General features: G+C 36.2%; 15 protein-coding genes. 4 read left to right on the plus strand and 11 right to left on the minus strand.

Going from position 1 to position 20,471, the window contains the following annotated elements; genetic code table 11:
- Nucleotides 1–167: 167 nt before the first annotated feature.
- The 6 genes from VSA01S_RS08260 to VSA01S_RS08285 form a co-directional block, all read right to left on the minus strand.
- Complete coding sequence (locus VSA01S_RS08260) at nucleotides 168–488, minus strand: hypothetical protein (RefSeq protein ID WP_039980814.1); 321 nt, start codon at nucleotides 486–488, stop codon at nucleotides 168–170.
- 50 nt (nucleotides 489–538) lie between these two features.
- Nucleotides 539–904, minus strand: coding sequence for a hypothetical protein (locus VSA01S_RS08265; protein WP_039980816.1), 366 nt, complete (start codon nucleotides 902–904; stop codon nucleotides 539–541).
- 580 nt (nucleotides 905–1,484) lie between these two features.
- Complete coding sequence (locus VSA01S_RS08270) at nucleotides 1,485–3,290, minus strand: carbohydrate binding domain-containing protein (RefSeq protein ID WP_050567326.1); 1,806 nt, start codon at nucleotides 3,288–3,290, stop codon at nucleotides 1,485–1,487.
- A gap of 283 nt (nucleotides 3,291–3,573) precedes the next feature.
- Complete coding sequence (locus VSA01S_RS08275) at nucleotides 3,574–5,301, minus strand: hypothetical protein (RefSeq protein ID WP_050567327.1); 1,728 nt, start codon at nucleotides 5,299–5,301, stop codon at nucleotides 3,574–3,576.
- Between the two features lie 8 nt (nucleotides 5,302–5,309).
- Complete coding sequence (locus tag VSA01S_RS08280) at nucleotides 5,310–5,780, minus strand: type III secretion system chaperone (protein WP_039980818.1); 471 nt, start codon at nucleotides 5,778–5,780, stop codon at nucleotides 5,310–5,312.
- 182 nt (nucleotides 5,781–5,962) lie between these two features.
- A complete protein-coding gene (locus VSA01S_RS08285; protein ID WP_039980819.1) occupies nucleotides 5,963–7,492 on the minus strand; it encodes an amidase in 1,530 nt (509 codons plus the stop codon).
- A gap of 288 nt (nucleotides 7,493–7,780) precedes the next feature.
- Here VSA01S_RS08285 and VSA01S_RS08290 point away from each other — a divergent pair, with 288 nt between their 5' ends.
- The 3 genes from VSA01S_RS08290 to VSA01S_RS08300 all read left to right on the plus strand — a co-directional run bounded on the left by VSA01S_RS08290 (nucleotide 7,781) and on the right by VSA01S_RS08300 (nucleotide 11,048).
- Nucleotides 7,781–8,512, plus strand: coding sequence for a helix-turn-helix domain-containing protein (locus VSA01S_RS08290; protein WP_050567328.1), 732 nt, complete (start codon nucleotides 7,781–7,783; stop codon nucleotides 8,510–8,512).
- An 83-nt stretch (nucleotides 8,513–8,595) separates the two neighbouring features.
- A complete protein-coding gene (locus tag VSA01S_RS08295) occupies nucleotides 8,596–9,801 on the plus strand; it encodes an MFS transporter (RefSeq protein WP_371860779.1) in 1,206 nt (401 codons plus the stop codon).
- An 836-nt stretch (nucleotides 9,802–10,637) separates the two neighbouring features.
- Entirely contained in the window at nucleotides 10,638–11,048 is a 411-nt protein-coding gene (locus tag VSA01S_RS08300; RefSeq protein WP_039983958.1) for a hypothetical protein, read from the plus strand.
- A gap of 203 nt (nucleotides 11,049–11,251) precedes the next feature.
- On the opposite strand, the gene VSA01S_RS08305 is transcribed toward VSA01S_RS08300, so the two are convergent.
- Both VSA01S_RS08305 and VSA01S_RS08310 read right to left on the minus strand, forming a co-directional pair.
- Nucleotides 11,252–11,608 carry a hypothetical protein gene (locus VSA01S_RS08305; RefSeq protein ID WP_039983959.1) on the minus strand — a complete coding sequence of 119 codons (357 nt, stop codon included), beginning with the start codon at nucleotides 11,606–11,608 and terminating at the stop codon, nucleotides 11,252–11,254.
- Nucleotides 11,609–11,807: 199 nt separating this feature from the next.
- Nucleotides 11,808–12,272, minus strand: a complete 465-nt coding sequence (locus tag VSA01S_RS08310; RefSeq protein WP_147052691.1) for a hypothetical protein — start codon at nucleotides 12,270–12,272, stop codon at nucleotides 11,808–11,810.
- Between the two features lie 484 nt (nucleotides 12,273–12,756).
- Between VSA01S_RS08310 and VSA01S_RS08315 the strand changes: the two genes are divergently transcribed.
- Complete coding sequence (locus VSA01S_RS08315; RefSeq protein WP_039983907.1) at nucleotides 12,757–13,860, plus strand: phosphoribosylaminoimidazolesuccinocarboxamide synthase; 1,104 nt, start codon at nucleotides 12,757–12,759, stop codon at nucleotides 13,858–13,860.
- A 118-nt stretch (nucleotides 13,861–13,978) separates the two neighbouring features.
- On the opposite strand, the gene VSA01S_RS08320 is transcribed toward VSA01S_RS08315, so the two are convergent.
- The 3 genes from VSA01S_RS08320 to VSA01S_RS08330 form a co-directional block, all read right to left on the minus strand.
- Nucleotides 13,979–14,842, minus strand: a complete 864-nt coding sequence (locus VSA01S_RS08320) for a hypothetical protein (RefSeq protein ID WP_039983905.1) — start codon at nucleotides 14,840–14,842, stop codon at nucleotides 13,979–13,981.
- A 427-nt stretch (nucleotides 14,843–15,269) separates the two neighbouring features.
- The gene (locus tag VSA01S_RS08325) at nucleotides 15,270–19,622 is read right to left on the minus strand and encodes a M36 family metallopeptidase (protein WP_083932340.1); all 4,353 of its coding nucleotides are present in this window, start codon (nucleotides 19,620–19,622) and stop codon (nucleotides 15,270–15,272) included.
- Between the two features lie 448 nt (nucleotides 19,623–20,070).
- Nucleotides 20,071–20,451: a hypothetical protein gene (locus VSA01S_RS08330; protein ID WP_039982523.1), complete on the minus strand. Its 381-nt coding sequence runs from the start codon at nucleotides 20,449–20,451 to the stop codon at nucleotides 20,071–20,073.
- Nucleotides 20,452–20,471: the final 20 nt, after the last annotated feature.

Here is a 20,471-nt window from a genome sequence, read left to right on the forward strand (position 1 = left end):
TTAAGTTCGACGTTAATCACATCATCGCCTCCACTTGGAGGCTTTTTATCTCTGAAACACAAAAAAACCGCCCGCACAAGTTGTCTTAGAAACTTGGGTTGGTGGTTCTATTCTGGTTACGATGAGCAGTCTAGCTAAAGAGATAAGCCAACCTGACGAGTGCTGCTTTACTCGATGGCAATCTTTCTTACTGGTGAGTATTTATTTTCTGAAGTATCGACCTCATACACTACCGAAATTGTGCCTCTTGAGTGTTTCACGGCTAATAGTGTCGATAGAAAAGAATTAAACGCAATATCTTTATGGTCGATTCTAAAATAGGCTGTATCACTCGGCATTTTTTCTAATGTAAATAAAATACCTCCGTCGTGAGAGTTACCCCACTTACCACCATACAAGTTTATTTTCTTAACTACGCCACGATATTCTTCAGCAAAAGATGATGAAGAGAGCACGATTAAGAATGCTGTTAAAAGCATTTTTTTCATTTTATTTTCCTTAAGGGATTTCTGTTATTAAATTAGAAAATTATTTATTTTTAATTTTTTATCATACGAACAATTTTTCTGAACGAGACATTATTATCATATTTAACACAGTCGTTAGCAGCGCCTCCGTAACTTATAGTAATGGTGCTATCCGAAGCTTCTGCAGCGAGCGCCATTGAATACATTCTTGCTCTTGCCTCCGGCTGCAAGTCTTTACTTATCGCAAAGCTGGTTGTATCAGAGCAACCCACTATTGGTGAACCTTTCTGTTCTAAAGCAACAATAATAGTATTGGTGTGTGCATAAGTAGAAATAACTTTCACTTTCCCTGTTAAATTAAGCCAGTCAGCAAAGCTATTACTCGATAGCAATACAGTTGACATTAGAATTAAAAAGCGTGTACTACGTTTAAGCATATCGTTTACTCTCAATGATGAATTTCCTTAAATAGAAAACCATTCCCTTAAACTACAGAAAGTAGATTTTGGTATAAATTTTGAAAAAGAATCACATAATAGTCTACACAAATAGTTTTTAATTTAAACACCAAGATTATAAAAATGCCAAGTTTAATTTACACAATTAAACTTTATCATGCATAATAAAAAACCATCTATTAAAAGGTACCAAGTAAAAATAAAATATATTTCTTATTATTTATACCTATGATAACTTTGCATTCTCTATATACAAAAAAGTAAAAGCAGATATGAAGATAGATAACTTCCGTGTAAAAAATAACATATTATACATAAAGTTTAATAAATGTGGTATTTACTAACGGGTTCTCTTAAATAGCCAATATGAAAAAACAATTTATGCGACTGCCATGGCAGCCGCATTATCAAAAAAAGAAAGTTATGGTAGAATTTGATGGTGACAATTGCTCCGTTAGAGAGCTAGATATGAGTTAACTAGAAGTTTATACAAATAAAGCCACATTAATCGTAAAGTGTTATTAACCATAGTGATAATAATACTTTAAATCAGCACCAATTATAACATAACCAAAATACCTGCTGCTTCCATTGCCTCAATTGCTGCAGTTGAAAACTCTTCAACGGTCATTTCGGCTTGGTAACTATCATGTATAATGTTTGCTGCAATACTATTTATATCCTCGATTATGGAGCTCCAGCCAATACCAGATACTGAAGTTGAACTATAAGTAAATGGTAAACTGTCCACAATGGACGATTTAAAGCCATTTGTTTTAGCAAACCAGGCTACCAATTCATTTAAGCTAATTTGTCTCGTACCATTTAAGGTAATGGAATTACCGGTATGAAATACAATGACCGATTCATGCTCAGCAGCTACAGCATTAGCCTCAGTATTACCCACTAGAACATTTAAACTATGAATCTCTCGACGAATAGCTTGTACTTGTGAATTTTGTGTCATCAAATAACTATTGAAATGTCTAACAAAATCAATGGCTCTTTGCTGAGACGTAAACTTTATTACTGTTTGGACATTAATATCTGTCGATTGTGCAAAAATAGGCTTTGTTATATAGGTCGCACTCTCATCAAATGTCAGTGCATCAGCTCTAATTCCAGTATCCAGCTCAACAAAGCCCTCGTGTGCAAGAGCGTTAAATTGCGATGCTTGAATCGGATGTTTAAAATAGTCCTCTGCGTACTCTCGAGTGGTAAAATTAAGATAATTTCCTAATACTTCTAACCCGCCATTACCTTGCATAATTTCATGCATATCGTCGAAGGCTGCGTTTATGCGCATTATTTTTGTGCCCGGTCCTACCGTTGTCAAACCGTAACCTAGCGACTGAAAATAATTGGTAATATGCCCTTTATTAACCAAATATAAAATGGTTCCACCCACACCGGCTACAGCTGCACCCGACGTAGCTACATAGGCGATCTGTCCTGGTTGAAGTGATTTATCTGCAGTAGCATCATCATAAACCATTACATTTGATAACATAATCGGGGTAGTTTCTTGACCATTGTCATTCTTATCCAAATATGTGAATCCGAGAGTTGTTTGAGATTGAGTTGCAACAAATTGCATTTCAACTTTTTCCCAACGGTAACCATTTTGATTATTATCCCAAGGCGCATTTAGCACTCCTCTACTTCTGCCAGACCAGAATTCTTCTTCAACAATTGGATGTTGCATTTCAATGAGTGTTTCTTCAGCACCAATACTGACAAGAGTACTTACAGGGCGGAAAATATATGACCGTCCTGAGTTTTTTACAAAGTCCCCCGTATAACTAAAACTGAGTGTATAAGTTTGGCCAGGAATCGTCTGCAAAGATGTTAAAATACTTGTTTGGACCTTTGTCCTACCTACTACCAATGCATTACCACCGGAAGTCGAAGCCCCTTGTTTAATTCGAGTCAAAGTTCCGTGAGCATTAAGAGGACTATCGCATTTCCCTTCTCCAATTACCAAACACCAGCCTGCAACTTTATTTCCGGATTTCACAAAACGTGAATTATCGACTTTTTGGTGCTGTAAGTAATATTGTATTGCGTAAGCAGTTTCCTGCTTAACAGCTGTATCAAGATTTTTTTCTTGACTCTCGAGGTACTCACCTTGTTTATCTTCTAACTGGAGTAAGTAGTCTTTTGATAATTTACCTAGTTTTTCACGAGGTATTTGATTCAATATTTTATTGAATAATCCTGTTGCTTCATCATGAAGTTTATTATCTGCCGTAAAGAAGTGCTTATAAGAAGCATTCATACTTTTACTTTCCAACTCATCTGCAATTAACAGCCCTTGAACTAATAATGCCGAAATAAGTATGAGAGCATTTCTTATTATTTCCATATCAACCTTATTCGTAACCATAGAATTTAAAAGAACAAGCCATTATCGGCTTTAAATCTTAATAAAAAATCCTTTATAAAGATAAAGGCATTGATTATTCAAGTAAAGATAACCTTACTTGAACTAGATATAGTGACACAAAAAAATCAATATACAACTATATTATTCATGGATTTTAACAATTTCAATTCATAGATATAAATTAATAAAAATAAAGGAGTCTCACTTTTACTGAAACTCCTATTATTAAAATATTAAATTATAGCAATATATCTTTATATTATTATTTTTTCTTTATTACTTCACCTAAAGCTTCTTTCCATACTCTGAATTCAGGTGTTTCGAAACTAAACATCATTACTTTTCTTTTGGAGAGCAATTTATCGCCTAACCTTTCCGCTTCTCTAGCAATAAAGCTCTGAAAAGTAGGTTGTTCTCTCATGTTTGGCCAATGCCTTTCCAGTTGTTGATGAATATACTCTAGTTCATTTAAGCGCCCTTTGATGTCATTGATAGCTTGATGTTGTGGCTTAAAAAACCATCGTGTAAACCAGTTAGTTTTAGGTTTTTCTATAATCTTTACAATCGATTTTAATTTAGAGATTGTGTTGACTACTGTCAATTTAGTCACGGGCAAGTTATTTTTTTCAATCTCACCCTTTATCGGTAGCTGCATTAAATTACGTTCTAATTCCCATGCTAACAGCTTATTATTTTCTTCCGTCATCTTAAGTGCATTACGTAATTCCTCAATTGATTCACATCCCAAAATATCCACATATTCCAAATTTGTTACAGGTACAGACTCAAAATTAATCTCTGACCAATTTTTTTTAGCATTAGTTTGTAACCATCGACTCAATTTTGTTCGTGATAAAAGAATTCTTTGCTGTTCTTGCAATAATTTGATTTTTTCTGATATCTCTACTCTTTCTTTTTTTTCATAAATCTGGTGATTTTGCTTGTCTACTTCTTCATATTTTTGCAATTCTTCGGCACTAGGTTCAACTGTACTCAATTTATTGTCATTTTCCCATTTTAAGTACTGATGAAGAACACCTGATTCAGTTTTAATCGCTTCTCTCACTTTTTTTACAAGAGTACTTGAAAAGAGACATAGCTTGGATTCAAAGCCCCATTGATTACTTAATAAACTATCTAGAAAACATTTCAAATCTTGACGATCTCTAAGGCTAGTTAGAGATAAACTCCCATCTTTTATTGTTAGATACTTATTAGCCTTTCCATCAGTAAAGTTTAATTTTGCTTGTAGTCTCTGTTGATGTTGGACTGTGCCTTGACCTTTGAAAAGATAGTCCGAAAGAATCTGATTAAGCTGTTCAGTTAACTTAGTACGTTCTTCATCAGTAAATTCAAGTCTTCTTAGATTATCTTCAACTTTATTGGGTGAGGGGATCACTCTGGTGTTTTGAGCTTTAGATATAAATGTTGTGTAAGCCCTTTCTTCATGAGATTGGCTGGGTAATACCTTAGCTGGTTTGACTTTGCCATTAGAATATTTTAAATATTTATACAATATATTATTCTTATCTTTTATTGGCTTAATAAGTGATTTGAACATAGAACCACACCTTGAATGCCCTTTAAGCAAGGTATTGTAAGTATCGGCCAGATTTTCTATTGAACGAGATAATCGAATTTCTTTAATTGAATCATTATGTATAGTGAACTGACCTTTAATCTTTTCAAGTTCACAGTAATAGTTTAAGTAAGCAATATGTTTTTCTGGGTTACTTTTAACATAGCTTTTTAACGAATTACCAAATGCTTTTGAAACTTGAACTATATGTTCATCACTGATCCGAAAATCTTGTTTTAGATTGCTGGGGAAATGATTCAATGGTGCTTTCATATCTACTGAAGTTAAATTGGAAACATTAGAAACTGGGAGCGTTGAATCTTCTTTTGTTGCCTTGCATTGATGAGCTAGTAAACCAACCGTATAAGGCGTAGTCTGACTAGTAGTACTACTGGCTTGATTTAGCGACATATCGCCCCCTATACTTTCAAAGAATTATCATAATGTTGTAAACCTGATTTGGGAGTTACCTCCAAATCTTCCCATAAATCATGTAATTGCTTTTCTGTAGCTTTCGCTGTCTGAATAAAATTACTGACTATATTGGTAAATATATTAATATCAATATCTTCAAATGAGCATAAATAACGCAAAAGGATACAATCACTTTCTGGACTTAGAGCAAAATAGGCTTGGCATAATTGAGGATGATCAAAGTTGCTTTGCATCAATGTTGTTAATTGTTGCTCTCTGTAAGATTCATTTAGAAAACCAACACCAGCAAGCAGCTGCAAATGAGTACTCCCTGCCGGAAGATCTATAGCAACCTGTAGATCTTCCTCGGTGATAAGAGAACAGCGCCCTGACTGATCTAATGTTAAATCGTCTAGCTGCCAAAAGTGACTGAGTTCACCTAGTAAACCATTAAGAACTTTTTGATCGAAAGTCATTTATCGTCTCCTAATACTACTGACAATGACCATAGCATTCTTGAATAATTGACTTCTTTCACTTTTAGACGGAGAGTTTTAGGTTAGGTCTTAATAAGCAATAAATTTCTTTGATCAGTACATAAGCTGAGAAGCCCAGAAAGACGATCTCAGCTTATATGTAAGTAATTCTATGTAGGATGCTATAAACGATTTTCTATGGCAAAGTGTGCTAACTTTTCAAAAGCATATCCAAATTGCATCATTTCTATATCTTGGGCATAGCTACCTAAGAAAGACAAACTGACCGGAATATTACTTTGTGTTACACCAGCTGGGATTGAAATTTCGGGATATCCTAATAATGATGAGATATAACCTGCTTCCAGTAAATCTTTTGACCGACATTGGTAGCTGTCATCAACAATATTTGGAAGTGGTGCTGCTGGACATGGGCGAGTAGCAAATACAAATCCATCCAAACGATACTTGTTCTTTAAGAAGTCGAGTTCAGCCCTTAGTAGAGGTAGCTTTTGGTTAAGCAAGCTGACGTAGCGAACACTATTGGTATCATGATTCAAAACGTTCTGCTCTAAAGCAACCAATCTTTTAGGGTTGATAGGATGGGGATTTGCATTATCGGCTTTTAGTTTTTTGATTACTTCTAGCAAATCTATTGCTGTTTTATTAGATCGTAAATGTGTTTCAAACTGTGGTTTAAACTCTGTTGCAATAATAAAAGAAGAAGTCTCAGCCCCAATAGATGCGATTTCCTCTGGTAATGACAGTTCTATTATTTCTGTACCTTCACCTTTTATTTTAACTAGAGACTGCTCGACGATTTTATCTACTTCATCATTCGAACCAGAATAATTATTAATATATCCCAATCGTTTATTTTTCAGTGTTGCTTCAGGTAATGATTGAGTAAAGTTTGGTACTGAGTGAATTGAATAATAAAATATGCTTGCTTGATCCATTGGATCTTCTACAGCAATAATGTCCATAATAATTGCAAGATCTTCAACAGAAGAAGTGATAGGACCAGTGGTGTCAAGAGTGAGTGAGAGCGGCACAACACCTGTTCGACTCGTTAATCCAATCGACGATCGATATCCGATTAAACCCATTACAGAAGCTGGCCCACGAATCGATCCAGTAGTATCTGTACCTAATGCAAATGGAGCTAAATGTGCAGCAACAGCTGCAGCCGAACCGCTGCTTGAACCAGATGGGTCACGCTGTAAATTAAGCGGATTCAATGTTTGTCCCGCTAGAGAGCTGTATCCGAATCGGCCGTAAGAAGCTGCCAGCTCTGACATATTCGTTCGGCCTAAAACAATAGCACCATTCTGTTTTAGTAACGCCACTATTTTAGCGTCATATTTTGCAATGTTATCTTTTAAGGCAATTGAGCCTGCCGTGTTAGGCTGATTTTTGACGTTATAGTTATCCTTGACTAGAAAGGGGATTCCACCAAGTATTGAGTTTTTATTACCCGATTTATCCCATTGTTTTGCGTAATCCAAAGCTTTATCATCAATACTTACAATTGCATTAAGGTTATTATTTTTCTCAATTCTGTCTATATAAGCTCTGACCAACTGCTCTGAAGTTATCTCACCATTCTTTAAGGCAATATGGATTTCATTAATTGTTGCACTATCTAAATCAATTGCAATGACCGAGTGACTAATTATCAATGATAAAAGTAATATAATGTATTTTATCAAAACCTACTCCTTTAGATTTTTGTTTTTAATTTAAACATTTTTATGAATAATACCTGATCAGGTTGAATAAACTGAACTTTTATATCAGTGTGGCTCACTAGAATTATCTATTTAGCCAAACTCGATGTAGTATGCTGTTCTGATTTTGGTATGAAAAATATCATTAGTTTGTGTGTGATATTCTTCACTTATTGAGTCACATCTGTTTCCAAATCAGTTCTCTTATTAATTCTGACAAATATGTTATTATTGAATTGTCAGTTAAATAAAACTTACTAGCGGATTTTTATGGATAACAATGACCACCGAGTTATAACAAGAATTTATGACAGTCAGTTCTCATGCGACTTTCATCAACACGACTTTGCGCATTTTATTTATGTTCACCAAGGATGCCATATTCTCTATACTGATGAACAAAGCATCATGACCACACCGGGCAACCTTATCTATGTACCTGCCTATAACCTTCACAGAGTAGAAGTTCTGACTCAATCGCGCATTAGTTTTTTATGCACATTAGTTCAACCTAAATCAAAGTGTAAAAGTATTCAGCTATTCACTGTTACACCTCTTGTAACTCAACTTTTTCAAATTTTGGAAAATCAAAAACTAGAAGGGTCTTTAGAGCAACATTATATTCAGGTATTAGCCGACCAAACCCTTCAATGCGAACCTGCTTCAGTTGCTCTTGTTGCCCAAGGTTGCATTGACAGAAGATTACTTATGATTATTGATAGCCTCTCTAAAGAACCAAATATCAAGATATCATTATCGGATCTTGCCTCAACTACTGGCGCTTCAGTAAGAACACTGAACCGACTTTTTTTGAATCACTTTAATGCTTCTTTTAAAGATATTCGCAGCAAGGTAGTGATGGATAGGGCTGAGCAATTATTGAATCAAGGAATGAGCTCCACTGATGTCGCCTATGAGCTACAATATTCAAGTCTTTCTGCTTTTTCAAATGCCTTTAAAGAACACCAGAAAAAAAAGACGCTCTATCAAGCGTTACAATAATTTGTCGCGTTTTGTTAATACCTTGTCGTTAAACCTGAAGCTATAAGATCTGAAATCGTTAAAATTCACTGTCCCTAAATATTATGGTTTCATTTATGTCAAAAGCACAAATTATTTTAATCAGTTTTATTATGGCGCTAAGCTACTTTTTTTCATCAAGTATGTACGCTCCAAGCCTTCCAGATATTGAAAGCAGTTTACAAACTACTGGCACTCTGACTCAACAATCATTGAGTTTTTTCTTTATTGCTCTTGCAGTTAGTCAGTTAAGCTGCGGCCCTTTATCTGAACGCTATGGTCGTAAGCCAATCGCTCTTATTTCTGCTTTAATTTTTTTAGCTGGCTCTGCTGTTTGTTTGTCAGCAACCAACATTCAAACTTTACTATTTGGTCGGGTGGTTCAAGGAATAGGAGTTGGTGGGCTTTATTTGTTATGTAGAACCATCTTACAGGATTCATTTAACAAAAGTGAATTGATGGGCATACTCGCCTGGTATGGCGTACTTTTTATGGGATTACCTGGCTTAACTCCTGTTTTAGGTGGCTATATTGCTGGACACTACGGGTGGCAAGGTAACTTTGTCTTTATGGCTATATTAGCTGCATTCATATTGCTGGTTGTTACATTGAAACAAAAAGAAACCATAGCGAAAAAAAACCCTCATGCCATAAAACCCAAACAAATGCTCAAAGACTACACATTGATCATCTCCCACCCAATATTTCTGAGTTATTTAGCAATGATGATCAGTGGTACTAGTTGCATTCTACTGTTCCAAGTAACCGGATCATTCGTGGCACAAAAGCAGTATGGTCTCTCTGTCGAGCAGTTCAGCCATGGTTTGCTTGTACTCATGGCTAGCAGCGTTACTTCTCGACTTTTCTGGAATTCTTTTCTTAAAAACAAAATTACTGAAAATATGACTCTAGCGCTAGGAGTGTTAATCCAAGTTGTTGGTGGCCTTCTATCTATATACAGTGTTGCATTACAAAGTTACCCTATTCTAGTAGTATCCTTCGCAATATTTGCATGTGGTTCGACTTTTTTAACCACCGTCGCAAGTGTTTCAGCACTTTACTTATTTCCCAATCACCGGGGACAAGTTGGTGCGCTTTATGGGGCACTACAAATGCTTGGCGCATTCGGTTTCACACTAGGTTTATCTGCTCTACCAACAGATCAAACTACAATGATTATTGCAAGTTGGTTTTTAATCATGATGAGTACTGTTGCGCTGTTAAAAATAATCATAAGCTCAAGACGCATTAAAGAAGAAAAATCGATATAAATGAATCCCTAAGTAACCACAGGTACTTGGGGATATTCTCAATATGCTAATACATCTCGAATGTTATGCGTTATTTTTTGGATTAATATGATCAGACGTTAATCTAATGGCCAGATAAATTCAAGCTATGCTCAATCTTTACGACAATAACTAATCAACGAAAGAGTTCTATCAAACTTACAAGAACCTTTATTTAATCCAGACGTAGCACTCTAAGATACCAGACGAAACTCTCGTATATGGTTATTAAAAAAGAGGAAAGCAGTTAATCAACTGCGAGTAACAATACCGTTATCAGGTACCTCTTTTCCGTTATCAGGCAAAAATGGTTATTTAAATACACACCGTACAGGGCTATACTCAAGTAATTTTCAGATTTTGAATATCTATGTACATATGGCTCAATTATAACTAATAATAGAGACTCATATTGATACTGAAAAAAGTGAAAATTCAGAACCAAAGTTGGCAAAATCACGCCTGTTGATATTAAAAACAAACCTTAACAACCTTCTAGCAGCATACTATTTTAATTTAGTATAAAAAATATACTACAACATGATAAAACGTATAGTAAGATGATACCTTCAGCTAGTCATATTGAGTTATTTCTATCAAATATAATTGATTTCATATATCTTCTTTCTCATCCCACCCTGTTAAGAATTAATTTTTAAATTAAATAACTTATATGCCATTAAATAAAAAAATAAGTTTAGATAATTAAATATGTTTCAAAATTTATAGCATAATAACCTTAATATACTATATACTTATCTTCTTACATTTGATAAATTAAAATAATACAAATATCAATATAACCAAAATTAACGACAATGAATAAATTTAAAAAATTAGCGCTACCATTATTAATAATATTAATATTAACTGCCTGTCAATCAACACCAGACTCAAATATTCAACCAACGGCAAGTGTGGAGGATATCCAAAAAATTAAAGAAGAAATCCATGGCCAAGTTTATTTCAAATTGAATGAGTATAATTATAAGTTAGAAGTCACTGATCAGGGCTTTATTAATTTCTACTCTTACTTACCCAGAAGTGGAGGCTATGTATGGGTTCCTGTTGTGATTCAGGATACTAGCTACAAAGTTGCGTGCAACTACCTTGGTGAGTATATTGAACAAGGTATGGTAGTTAAGGCGCAGTTTGTTGGACGTGGTGGCAGCGTTAAGTTATATAATAAACAACGTTGCGAAGGAACCGATCAACTTATTTGGAATTAAATCAAAACCTATAGCCAAAGTACATCATTATTGAAGTTTATGTAGCCGAGGCTCTAAAAACAAGTAATATTTCTTATATAGTTGGCCATTGAAAATTGATTATAATTTGATCTCTTGCAAACTATAAAATCTCTTTTTAAATATAAGGTACTTCATGCACTATTATCTGGAGTACCTTTATTTAACTATAAATCCAGATTAATTTATGACATATCCGTAGAACAACTGTATAAATAACTTGAGGCATCTGCAGGAATCGGGGGTGGGACAGGTGTTGCATCAAGTCTTATTACGGCCAATTCCTCAGTATCAAAATAGCTTAGGGCATGGTACACACGGTAATTAAAACCATATGCACCATGACTGTATTCCACATATTCTGTTAAACCAACCCATGCGTTGGGTGACTGTACCTTTAACTGTTGTAACTCTTCAAAGCAATATTTAGATAAATGATAAGTGGACTGCTGAGGATCATCCAAAACTTCAATATAAGATGCTAAGCTTGATGATGATACTAAAAGCAACAATGATGCCACTGAAATAAGTTTTATCTGCATAAAAACCAACCTCCTTTATCGTATTCAATAATTCCCATCCTTAGAGTGCTTTACCAAGGTGGTTCTAATCAAATCATAGAATTTCAAAAAATAACTGCATAGCAATCTTTATATGTTGATAGAAACAATTTCATAAAAAATGATTATAATCACTTTTTAAGCAAGATTTAGAAATATTAAAATCAATTACATTCTAATTTTAGGCATCTCTATCTGTTAATATTATCAAATTTTTCATTGTTCCCATACAATACGAGCAGAAATATTTTTTACATCGACATTGATAGCGCTTCGAAGGCAATGTTCTTATTCTCATCGGATTTGCTTGATAAGCCGCAACTATTAATTGAGAGTAGCATAAGACATATCTATTACTAATAGATGTATAATCTACAATGTTGAAATAATTTTTCCTTTCCTTTTTTATGTTTAAATTTTTCAATTTCTTTTTTTTACGGCATAAAGGTTGATTAAATTTAGATATAAAAAAAACCTCAATTTCTTTATCTTCAATTTTTTTTCTTTTAAAAAAATGAAGATAATCTTTACGATCTCTATTTGAAGCACTTTTAACAACAAGTCGATCAACACTTTTTATTTTTAATATATTATAACCTTGCGAAGGCTGCTCACTTGCGGTCATAAAAATAAGAAGCTTACTCATACTTGATCCTAAAATAAATTTTATAAGAGAAGATAATAAAATTCTTTAAACTAGAGTCTGTTAAGCCTGTAATACTATAAAACTTCAACACTTAATAATCCAAAAATACATTATTTATAAATAACAGACATTCTTAAACTCTACCACAAAAATGTCACCTAACTAATATTGATAATTTATTACAAAATCAACAAATGATAATAATTATCATAGCTCACCGTATTAAAGAGTGAATTATACAAAGTAAACCATGAAAATTTATGATAAATGACTAATGATTACAAATCACTTCATTCTTTGCCCAATAAAAAACATAAGCTAGCATAACTGAGAGCATGAACCACACCCAAAAGCAAACGTTTGCTTTTTATCTGGAGAGTTATAACAGAACTGTGTATGATGCCCACATTCAACATATTCAGTGATTGTTGTCATTGGGTATTGACTCTTTATTATGACTGATTTAGATGATAGGAATGTCACAATGAGCCTTGCTAATCAAGTACTTGCTGTTAATGATGATCTACCAATTCGTACTGACAAACCCGTACACAGCGGCAAAGTTCGCTCTGCTTACTGGTTGACCGAAGAGGACAGTGCACGACTTATCAAACAAAAAGGATATAACGTGTCTGCCGATGCCCCGCTGGCCATTATGGTGATCAGTGATCGCATCTCTGCTTTTGATTGCATTTGGCACGGTGAAGGTGGATTACAAGGGGTTCCGGGCAAAGGTGCTGCACTTAATGCAATCTCTAACCATTGGTTTACACTTTTTAAAGACAACGGCCTCGCTGACAGCCATATCCTAGACATCCCCCACCCTTTTGTGTGGATTGTACAAAAGGCAAAGCCAGTTAAAATTGAAGCCATTTGTCGCCAATACATCACCGGGTCGATGTGGAGAGCTTATGCCACAGGGGAGCGTGAGTTCTGCGGTATCCAATTACCTGAAGGAATACAAAAAGATACGTCCTTACCACAACTGCTTATCACACCTTCAACAAAAGGCATTTTATACGGCATTCCTGATGTTCCGGAAGCTGATGACGTCAACATCACACAACAGAACATCATTGATCACTACCAAGCATTTAACTTCTCCAATGTCGAAGATATTGCGTTGTATGAAAAACTGCTCAAAGAAGGATTTGGTGTCATCAGTCAGGCTCTAGCAGAGGTTGAGCAAATCTTTGTGGATACTAAATTTGAGTTTGGTTATGTGGCAGACGCAGCAGGGAATGAAAAACTGATTTATATGGATGAAGTAGGCACTCCAGATTCTTCTCGTATCTGGGATGGAAAAGCCTATAAAAATGGCCAGATTGTTGAGAATTCAAAAGAAGGCTTTCGCCAGTTCCTACTGAACCATTTTTCCGACCCAGACATTCTGCTCAACAAAGAACGTATGCCAGAGCGTGAAGCGTTAGCACGTGATAATGCCTTACCGACAGATGCATTCATGGATATTTCTCGTACTTACCTTAACATTGCAGAAAAAATTACAGGTCAGCCAATTAAGCTCAGTGATAACCCAAAAGCTGAAATCATTGACATTTTAAGCAGAGAATATGGCTTGATCGATTAGCGGTTAGGTTTCGTCTGCTTTAGTGATACTAAAAACGCCCAATTCACTCGAATTGGGCGTTTTTACTTCATACTCAACAATTGACATCAAATGCTTGGGTTTATTGTGTCAATGGTGCTTATTCACAATTTAGTACACCAAGGTAACGCCAGAGGTTGATCTTAGAATGTGAAGGCGCCACACCAATGTTGTAAAATCTGGCTTCCCAAACACTGCCATCGTACGCGACACGATCATTGGTCTTGTAAAATTTGCTCGACTGCCATTCATTAGCACAACCTTCAACCCGATTTTTTACACTACATGTTCCATCATGATTGATCAGGAAAGTCTTGGCTCCAATTACAGGCTCTTGCTCTTCACACACCACATAGCTTGAGTTGTATGGGTTATAAAAGCCAACCGATAGCATTGTTCCCTCTTCAATATCTCTGTGCGATGAAGACCAATAAACATCGGCTGGAGTATATGTTTTTACACTGCCTGGCTCTAAGTAACCCATAGTGTTATCCATTTCGAACTCAGAATCTTGTTGTGAAAAAGCAGGATAGACGTGCAGCCCAGAGAGGTTATCAAAACTGTATTTGGGCACACTTGATTCTGGGAAGTACATGTCTTCATCATTGGTACATGCTTGAGCAGAAAGGGAAGATTTATCATGTTTGTACCCATCTTGCGATGAAACCAACAACGAATAATGACAGTTCATATCGCTCAGTTTTGAGGTAGAAAAGATTTTACGAAATACTTCACTTCCTTCAGAAATCGCAGTGACAATGACATTTTCTGAGCTAGGTAGCCAATCAAATTTTGCCATGTAGGCTGGTGAGTGATAAAGCTTGTTTCCAGTGTCATCCTCGACATGTATATACATACCATCGGGGTTATTAAATATAAATTCATCCGCAGATGCATTATTAATAATGAATAGCCCTAGCCCCAGAGCAATACTGGACTTTACACACCATTGTTTCTTGATCATTACTTTAACCTTAAAGACGACTACTTGATAAATAAATACCCAAGACATCTTGGATAACTTGGGTATGATAAAAATCAAATTATAAGTGTTCTATCAGCGATATTAATCAATGATAAATTAAAGAATATTACCGCCACCTAGTGGATCAAGTGATGCTGAGGCGTAGTTAGCTATAGTCAATAAAGAAAAGATTAACGTCCATTTAAACATAATATATACCTTCTATATGATTGCAGGTTGAGAATACAAAACATGTTATCGCCGTGTAAATACTTAATAGCTGCTAAAAGTATAATGCCCGACCGAGGACTCATATTTTAAAACATTTTTTAATAATCACTTTAATAGTAAAAGTCATCATATAACCTTACCTAAAATAAAAGCCCTACTATAATTAGTAGGGCTTTATTTAACATAAACTCAGTTGTTATCTAGTTTTATCCAAAGGATATGGGTCCTTATAATCTGGTATTGTGTCATTATCGTCATCGCTATCCTCAATATCTGACTCACCATCTCTATCCGTATCAGTCAGATAAGTTCGGGTTTGCAATTCGTATGCTACACCACCAACTTCGACAAGCTGCCCATTATCTGTATTTTCTAGCTGAATAATGTCAATATGATATTTTCCAACTTCATCATGAGTAATTGGCATTGGTCCAGCTTCGAACATAATTTGTAGTGGTATTGAGCGACGATTATCTGGAAGTTTAATATCCCCAAGATGGAAAGGCATTTTCGTCACTTCAATCCAACGGTCATCTCCAGTTGCTTCAACTAGATTGATACGAATTGCCCCACCATCGCGAATAAAACGTATTTGTTCTTGTGTCCCAACCTGTAGAGTTAAGGTATGGCTTGACTTCAATGTGAGACCTGCATTGAAAGTTGTGATCTGAGTTAAATTACTCAACAAGTCAACAATATTCATGTTACGCCACGCAATATTGTTATTTTGCCTTGTGTTGTAATTTACATCACTAGTTTCAACAAAGGTCAGTGGATCCTGTGGGTTAACAAGACGTGCAATAAAGCAATAATGTCCGGTACCGGGTGGCGTCCAAACCACATTAGCATTGGTATTACTTCCTGCCGCTAATGACCCAATTGTATCGGTACCTAATAGATTCCAATCTCCAGGCCATGATAACCCGGTCGATGCATTCGCCCAGTAAACTTCAACTGTGGTATTGTATGCCGTCGCCGCGCCTCGGTTCTGAACATTAACGTAGATTTCGTTTTGTTGGCCAAATTCAGGGTTTTGATGGCTACCTGGACTAGATACTGATGTTCTGTTCCAAATTGCTTTACTTCGCCACATACTCTTACCAGTCATATTAGCGTCTGGCTCATTACCAAGATCGGGATTTGGCCCAGTGTAATCGTAATGTGTATCTTCTACCCAAACATCTGTATCGTCACATGCCTCTGGTACCGAGAAACCGTTAGTAACACTCAGTGAACTGCTGCTTGGGGACACGGCATCCGAGCCTAGACCGAAATCAGCGAAAGCTTGCCAAATTAAACACACATCTTCACCAGAATAGTTATCAATCGCAGCTTGAATGATACCGTCACGGGTTTCAGTAAAGCTTGGTGAACACACAGTATTCTTCAAACCTTCAGTGAAGTACAACATTGCGCGATGATTGCCTTTCCCAGCAGTGTGGTTGTATAGATCGATATCAAATCCATGTTGATCAACCAGTGCCCAATAGACTTCCCAAGCTGCCTGAGCCCAAACTGAACCGACTCCGTGTGGTACTGACATACCTGAGCTAATGGTTTCATAGGTGTAGGTATTGATCGCTGGATCGGTACTGTATTGCTGCGGTCTGATGCCTGCGCCCGTAATAGGTTGTCCAAGTGCATAAGTACCAATACCACGAGGATCGGTGCCAGCACCACCAGCAGGTTGTGTCATCATCAAGCCGTAAAGGTCACTGATGCCTTCTGATGGTCGCTGTGTATTACTCAAACAGTTAACATTACTTGGGCCACCGACTAGTCGATTTGAAATGCCATGTGCGTATTCGTGCACAATGATACCCGCATCGAAGTCCCCATCACGATTTGGCGTGGTAAGCGACCAGTTGTACATTTGCATTCTTGGTCTGGTACCATCCGCCGGTGTCCAGAAGTTAGCGTTGTTCATGCCGCCGCCATCTTGGGCTTCTGCTCGAACATCATCACCACCCACGCCACCAGCACCATATTGGTTGACCTGGAAATTACCTGAAGCTTGGTCAAAACCATACAGGTAGGTAATGTCGTGGATAATGTTGTTCCAGTAGAACAAGTTTGCGATTGCAGAATACATGTTATCTTCAGGTGGCAGCGTCAAATCCAGTGGGAAAATACATGCCAGTCCCGCACCACAATCAGGCTCTACCGATGACGGTGAGCCAGAGTTATTGGAATCATCATAAGCATGGACGTTGTTACCACGCATGATGGTATATTCCGCTCCCATAGTTGCATTTGTATCATGCCAGCCCCATGGAGAACCTGGGCTCGCGGCAGGGTTAACAACGATTTGACGAGTATCAACAGGTGTCGCATGAGAAGGGGACTCTACAGGGTATGGGAACACCTCATAACTGTCATAATCGACTTGATCAAAATAAGCTAATACCTCACCAGTTTTCGCATCAACCATGACATCATAAACGTGTTTATGCCCTTTCATAACTAACAGGAAATTCCATGCTAAACGAATATCTCTTGCTTTAATAGGATAATAAACTAGTTTTGCTTTAATTGGACGGATGGATGCACTTGGTGAAGAAAGCACCGTAGCCATGTCATCTGCAAGTCTATTCTGTGTCTCTATTTTTGGTAAGTAGCCTACGCTTACTCCCAATGCTCTGGAACCATTAATGATCGCTTGCTGAGCTGATACCACTGGAGCTTCCTTAGTTGGAACAATAGAATCAATATAAGGAGTAAAGGTATTATTAACACTGATCACTCGACCATCACGATTCAGGTTCACTTGTAGAATTGCATTTACAACATCCAAGCCATGATGTTTTTGATTCAAATAATGCCGTTCAGTGCCCGATGTTTCCGTAGTATTAATTTGTTGTACAACATTTTGAATATCTAGAGTAGAGAGGCCTAAAAGTGCTTTGTGTTCAGATAAGAAATTATCAACAGTATCACTGCTTGTCTGTGCTGGATTAGCTTCCGTTAAGTAGCCCGTTTTATTGTAAAGTACTCGAGTGGTACCATAACGTTTATCATGTTTTACCTGAACTTGCGGTAATTTAAGTCTCAAGACATTTTCTAGTGAGATCTGGTCCGAACTAGGCTCTAATATTTCAGCCACTTCTAAAGGGCGACGGATATCATAATTATTGACATCTACTGTTGGATCCGTATTTATTCGACGATATAAATTCATGTCGAGATTTGTAATGGATAATGGATTCAAAGTAACCGTTTCACTTGCTCCGAAGCCAAGTGCTTCAACTCGAAAAACACGTTCTCCGGGAGCGACATTAAGAACTAATGCGCCATCGCTAGTGTGCACACTTTGTCCAGTCACACCCGCAACTGCTGTTTCATCGTCTAAGTAAATATTCGCTCCTTTTACAGGATTACCATTTATATCATAGACATTAATAATCACTGCAGAGCTCAAAGCACTAATAAGTTCGCCCTGAAGTGGATTAAAGTTCAGCTGACAACCAATAGTTTTGCTTTGATTTTGCAGAGAAAATATATCCGATTGACATGAAGCAAATGCGAGCAAAGGGCTCGATTCTTCAAACAACTTCAACGTCATTGAAAATTGTCCATCTCGAACATCGCCAAATGGCACTTGCCATGTAACTATAGATACAAGAGAGCTGGGATCGTCTGTTGATGGCGCAAATGTTAACAACTTATCCAGAATAACTATCGTTTCATCCATTCTAATCAACAATTGTGCATTGAAGTCATTAAATTTTTCGACAATCGACTTTGGTAATTTGAGTATTAACTCCGCACTATCTTCATCCGTACCTAAATCTAATACTGTTATTCCAACCATAGGCACTAATGCATATTTTGATGCTGTAAATGTTTCATCTACAACAAGCTTTTGATCAGGTAAAGCTAGACGGCCTACAAGTTTTTCGTCATCGTAAATGTTCAAATCCAATTCATACTCACCAAAAAGAATATTCAAAGTTGGATCTTTTTCGATAACCGATTTATTAATCAAAAATCGTAACTCTTCACCATTATTCAAAGTAATACCAAGATATGGAGTATCAAGATCAGCCAAAGAAATTTGATTGTCTTCGAATGATAATGAAATTTCAGCAGACCTTTCTTTGCTTGATATATCACTGGTAAATTGACCAAGCAAAGGGGCTAAAACCATATCAACAACCACCTCACCATTTTCAATATCTTGTGTTTTTACACCATAGTATTGATTATTTTCATCTTTTAACAACAATTCGATAACATAGCTACCTGGCTGTAAACCAACAGTTGTTTGTGAATCTAAAGAAAAGTCTTCAAGATCAAGATACGCTTTCCAGACTTGAATTATTGCATCGCCGGTTTCTGTATTGGTCGCTTTTAATTCACCTTCTAGTAATATGGGTTCACTCGATGATTGTGCTCTTAACGAGTCATCCATCGCATATGCATTTAGTTCTGAAGTAATTTTTGTTTGCTGAGCACTCGTTTGAGATGGGCTGTCCGAAGAACCACCACCACATGCGAATAAAAACAAACTTAAAATTATCACACTAAATCTTGACAAATATTGTTTCATGTAGAACTCCGTTATGTCAGATTTGTCCCAATTAGTCTTCAGATGCGTTATTCAAATAGGATGTTTTTTCAGAGCTGAATCACTCAACCGAGTTCAAAAAGTAGCGCCGAATTATGCCATGAGCTTTTCAGCCTTTTAGCAAACCAAAGTTGTTTCGTTGAACATTGCTTCTTAAAAGTTTCTTGGGTATTAATATGTGTGATAAGTTTAGTTAACATCAAAAGAATAAATAAGTAAAATTAGCAATAAAACTTATAATCAGATGAAAGTCTTAATATTATTTTTTTGATTTTTAATTTGAATATTATTATGAGAATAATATAAATAAGTCTTGCCGAAAAATTTAAATTTGAATGAGTTTTTTAGTAAAATTGGCATTATTAAAACTAAAAAACTTTGATTTTATGTAATTATTAGGAGAAGTAGAATTTTGATATAGATTGACTAGTTAAATAATTTTAATGTAAATAGTATCTAAATCTAAAATGGAGACACAACGCTGAGTACGTTCTTCAATATATTCTATTTGTTTTGCTTCTAATGAATATGGCATCAGGATATAGAGTTGATTTACATTTTGCTCTTGGGCAAGTATCACCAAGCTGACTAGGTTTGCTTCATCACTTTTACGTGAGGACAGTTCTTTCATAGCGCTGCTCCATAACCTATCTTCTGCCGAAATCAATTCTTCTAGATTTTGTTTCCATATTAGACTAAAAATAGGAGCAATCGTTGTCAGCGCCTCTAAAAATGTCCATTTCTTACTAACCGTCACACCTAAAAAACTGGTGTAGTCAAATTCAATGCAACTCTTTCCTTGTTGATCCATACGCTTCCTCACGATTCCAA

Source organism: Vibrio sagamiensis NBRC 104589, assembly GCF_007990935.1.
Classification (GTDB): Bacteria; Pseudomonadota; Gammaproteobacteria; order Enterobacterales; family Vibrionaceae; genus Vibrio; species Vibrio sagamiensis.